Here is a 3654-nt window from a genome sequence, read left to right as displayed (position 1 = left end):
GCCGAGGGCCAGCAGGTGTTCGCCGACGCCGGGTTCGGACCGCCGGCGTCATGACTCGTACTCGCCACGTCGGCCTGCCGCGCTGGGTGTTCATCCCGGCGCTGTTGGCCGTCGTGTTCGTGGTGCTCCCGGTGGCCTCGCTGGCCACCCGCATCAACTGGGCGGACTTCGGTTCGCTGATCACCTCCGACGCGGCGATGTCCGCGCTCGGCCTGAGCATCCGCACGTCCGCCGCCAGCACCCTGCTGTGCCTGCTGTTCGGCGTCCCCCTCGCTGTGGTGCTCGCGCGCAGCGAGTTCCGGGGGCTGGGGCTGCTCCGCTCGGTCGTCCTGCTGCCCCTTGTCCTGCCCCCGGTGGTCGGGGGCATCGCCCTGCTCGCGACCTTCGGCCGCCAGGGCCTGCTCGGCGAGCACCTCGAGGCCTTCGGGGTGCGCATCGCGTTCACCTCCATCGCGGTCGTCCTCGCCCAGACCTTCGTCTCCCTGCCCTTCCTGGTGGTCAGCCTCGAAGGGGCGCTGCGCACCGCTGGAGAGAAGTACGACGTCGTGGCCGCCTCGCTCGGCGCAGCACCCACCACCGTGCTGCGCCGCGTCACGCTGCCCCTGGTCCTCCCCGGCCTCGCCTCGGGCGCGGTGCTGGCCTTCGCCCGCTCCCTCGGCGAGTTCGGCGCGACGATCACCTTTGCCGGCAGCCTCGAGGGCACCACCCGGACCCTGCCGCTGCTGATCTACAACCTCCGCGCGACCGACGCCGACGCTGCCGTGGCGATGTCCCTGCTGCTCGTCGTGGTTGCCGTCCTGGTCATCGGCCTGGTCCGTCCTCGGGCGGCATCATGAGTGCCCTCATCGAGGCCACCGTCGCCGACCGCGGCGTCGACATCGCCTTCGAGGTCGCCGAGGGCGAGACCGTCGCGCTGCTCGGCGCCAACGGCGCCGGGAAGTCCACCGCACTGGCCGTGCTCGCCGGCCTGCTCCGGCCCGACACCGGCCGTGTCGTGATCGGCGGCGAGGAGGTCACCGGACCGGACCGCTGGGTCCGGCCCCACGCCCGCCGCACCGCCCTGCTGGCCCAGGAGGCGCTACTCTTCCCCCACCTGAGCATCCTCGACAACGTCGCGTTCGGTCCCCGCAGCACCGGCGCCAGCCGACGGGAGGCACGCACCACGGCCGAACGCTGGCTCGCCGAGGTCGACGCCGGCGACCTGGCCGGCCGGCGACCCGCGCAGCTCTCCGGTGGCCAGGCCCAGCGCGTCGCCGTCGCCCGCGCCCTCGCGGCCGAGCCCCGGCTGCTGCTGCTCGACGAACCGATGGCCGCGCTCGACATCTCCGTCGCGCCCGCGCTGCGCCAGCTGCTCCGCAGGGTCCTCGCCGACCGCACCACCGTGATCGTCACCCACCACGTCCTCGACGCCCTGCTCCTGGCCGACCGGGTCGTGGTGATGGAGGGCGGTCGGATCGCGGAACAGGGCCCGGCGGACGTCGTACTCTCCCGGCCGCGGAGCGCGTTCGCCGCCCGCTTCGCCGGCCTGAACCTGGTGTCCGGCCTCGCCACCCCCGAAGGCGTACGACGACCCGACGGCACCGTGCTGCACGGCACCGCCGCCGACCCCGCACCATTCGACGGCTCCGCCGCCGTGGCCGTCTTCCGGCCCTCCGCCGTCGCCGTGCACCGCGACGCACCAGGGGGCAGTCCGCGCAACGCGATCCCGGTGCAGATCACCGAGCTCGAACCCGTCGGCGACGTGGTGCGGGTCCGCGCCGGAGACCTCGCCGCCGACGTGACGCTCGCGTCGGTGGCGGAGCTCGGGCTGGCCCCCGGGATGATCGCGACGTTCGTGGTCAAGGCGACCGAGGTCGACGTCTACGCGCACTAGCACCGAGACGTTGTCCGGCACGCCCTCCAAAGTCACGACTGGACGCTTCGTCCAGATAGGGTTCGCCCCATGAACGACGCCCTCACCGTGGAGCCGCCCGCACCCGACCGCAACCTCGCCCTCGAGCTGGTGCGCGTCACGGAGGCCGCCGCGATGGCAGCGGGCCGCTGGGTCGGCCGGGGCGACAAGAACGGCGCCGACGGCGTGGCCGTGCAGGCCATGCGCGTGATGATCTCGACCATCGGCATGAACGGCACCGTCGTCATCGGCGAGGGCGAGAAGGACAACGCCCCGATGCTCTACAACGGCGAGCAGGTCGGCGACGGCACCGGACCCGAGTGCGACGTCGCGGTCGACCCGATCGACGGCACCACCCTGACCGCGAAGGGCATGGCCAACTCCATCGCCGTCCTCGCCGTCTCGCCGCGCGGCACCATGTACGACCCGTCCGCGGTGTTCTACATGGAGAAGCTGGTCACCGGACCGGAGGCAGCCGACGTCGTCGACATCCGCTACCCCGTCGCCGAGAACATCCACCAGGTTGCCAAGGCCAAGGGTTCCAACCCGTCCGACGTCACGGTCGTGCTGCTCGACCGCCCGCGCCACGACCAGCTGGTCGAGGACATCCGGGCCACCGGTGCGCGGATCAAGTTCATCTCCGACGGCGACGTCGCCGGCGCCATCATGGCCGCCCGCGCGGACACCGGCATCGACCTGATGCTCGGCATCGGCGGAACTCCCGAAGGCATCATCGCGGCCTGTGCGATGAAGGCCCTCGGCGGCACCATCCAGGGCCGGCTCTGGCCGACCGACGACGAGGAGCGCCAGCGCGCCATCGACGCCGGCCACAACCTCGACCCCGACTTCATCCTCACCACCGACACCCTGGTCACCGGCGACGACTGCTTCTTCGTCGCGACCGGCATCACCGATGGCGAGCTGGTCCGCGGCGTGCGTTACCGCGCCGGCGGCGCCACCACCCAGTCCCTGGTGATGCGCTCGCGCAGCGGCACGATCCGCACCATCACCTCGGAGCACCAGCTCTCGAAGCTGCGCGGCTACTCCAGCATCGCGTTCGACTGACGCCTGCTCGTAGTCCGATCCACCCAACGGCGAGCGACGGGGCGCGATCAGGCAGCGTCGCACCGCCGGCACGGCAGTTCGGTGGATCGCTGTGCGAGGAGCACGGTCTGCGTGAGGACCAGGCGGACGTAGTCGGGGTCGAACATGACGTCCTCCCACGCAAACCGCAGCACCCACCAACCGTCGATCACGAGCAGGTTGTAGCGCCGAGCGTCACGACGCAGGGCCGCCCTCCCGCCATGCCACTCGAACGAGTCCGCTTCGGCGATGATCCTGTTGTCGCGATCGACCAGGTCGGGGCGCACCGGTCCCTCGTGGCTCTCGATCCACACCTGAGGCACCATGCCCAGACCGGGCACGGTCGAACAGATGTGGCGAAGCACCGACTCGAACGGGTTGGCGGCCTGGTCGCTGGCGGCGCTCACCACTTCCCGGAGCTGTCGGCTGCCCGGGCCACGAGCCGACGCCGCCACGCGCCGCAGCAGGGACCACTCCCCGGCGCGGGCAGCGGAGTCCGCGATGGCCAGCGCCTCATCTGGCGGCAGCGTTCGCAGGCACTGCATCAGCGTCACCTCCTTCGAGGTGACGATCCCCGCCTCGATCTCCGAAGGATGCAGGTCGCAGCGATGCCACTGCGCCCGACCGACGAGGTCCGGCGCAACCTGGCGTCCGCGCGCCAGGGTCACGTGCGGGAGCTC

Annotated in this window: 4 protein-coding genes; 3 read left to right on the top strand and 1 reads right to left on the bottom strand. The window is 71.9% G+C overall.

Translation table 11 applies throughout. From position 1 onward, the window contains the following. Positions 1-50 precede the first annotated feature (50 nt). The 3 genes from ACOADB_RS04830 to glpX all read left to right on the top strand — a co-directional run bounded on the left by ACOADB_RS04830 (position 51) and on the right by glpX (position 2956). The gene (locus ACOADB_RS04830; protein WP_378596799.1) at positions 51-836 is read left to right on the top strand and encodes an ABC transporter permease; all 786 of its coding nucleotides are present in this window, start codon (positions 51-53) and stop codon (positions 834-836) included. Further along, positions 833-1873 (top strand): sulfate/molybdate ABC transporter ATP-binding protein, encoded by a 1041-nt coding sequence (locus ACOADB_RS04825; protein ID WP_378596797.1) that lies wholly within the window; start codon positions 833-835, stop codon positions 1871-1873. The genes ACOADB_RS04830 and ACOADB_RS04825 overlap by 4 nt, the downstream gene beginning before the upstream one ends. A 69-nt stretch (positions 1874-1942) precedes the next feature. After that, the gene (glpX, locus tag ACOADB_RS04820) at positions 1943-2956 is read left to right on the top strand and encodes a class II fructose-bisphosphatase (RefSeq protein ID WP_378596796.1); all 1014 of its coding nucleotides are present in this window, start codon (positions 1943-1945) and stop codon (positions 2954-2956) included. Positions 2957-3003: 47 nt separating this feature from the next. Here the strand turns inward: glpX and ACOADB_RS04815 are convergent. Further along, positions 3004-3654, bottom strand: a 651-nt coding sequence (locus ACOADB_RS04815) for a DUF559 domain-containing protein (RefSeq protein ID WP_378596795.1), incomplete at its 5' end; no start/stop codon positions are given.

The sequence above is a fragment of the Nocardioides sp. CPCC 206348 genome (assembly GCF_048654705.1).
Classification (GTDB): Bacteria; Actinomycetota; Actinomycetes; order Propionibacteriales; family Nocardioidaceae; genus Nocardioides.
The sequence above is the reverse complement of the archived record's forward strand: the minus strand, read 5'-3'. Positions and strand labels throughout refer to the sequence as shown.

Bases quoted from the DNA above. Each gene is read 5' to 3' on its own strand.
- ACOADB_RS04825 (WP_378596797.1), top strand. From the start codon at position 833: ATGAGTGCCCTCATCGAGGCCACCGTCGCCGACCGCGGCGTCGACATC.
- glpX (WP_378596796.1), top strand. From the start codon at position 1,943: ATGAACGACGCCCTCACCGTGGAGCCGCCCGCACCCGACCGCAACCTC.
- ACOADB_RS04830 (WP_378596799.1), top strand. From the start codon at position 51: ATGACTCGTACTCGCCACGTCGGCCTGCCGCGCTGGGTGTTCATCCCG.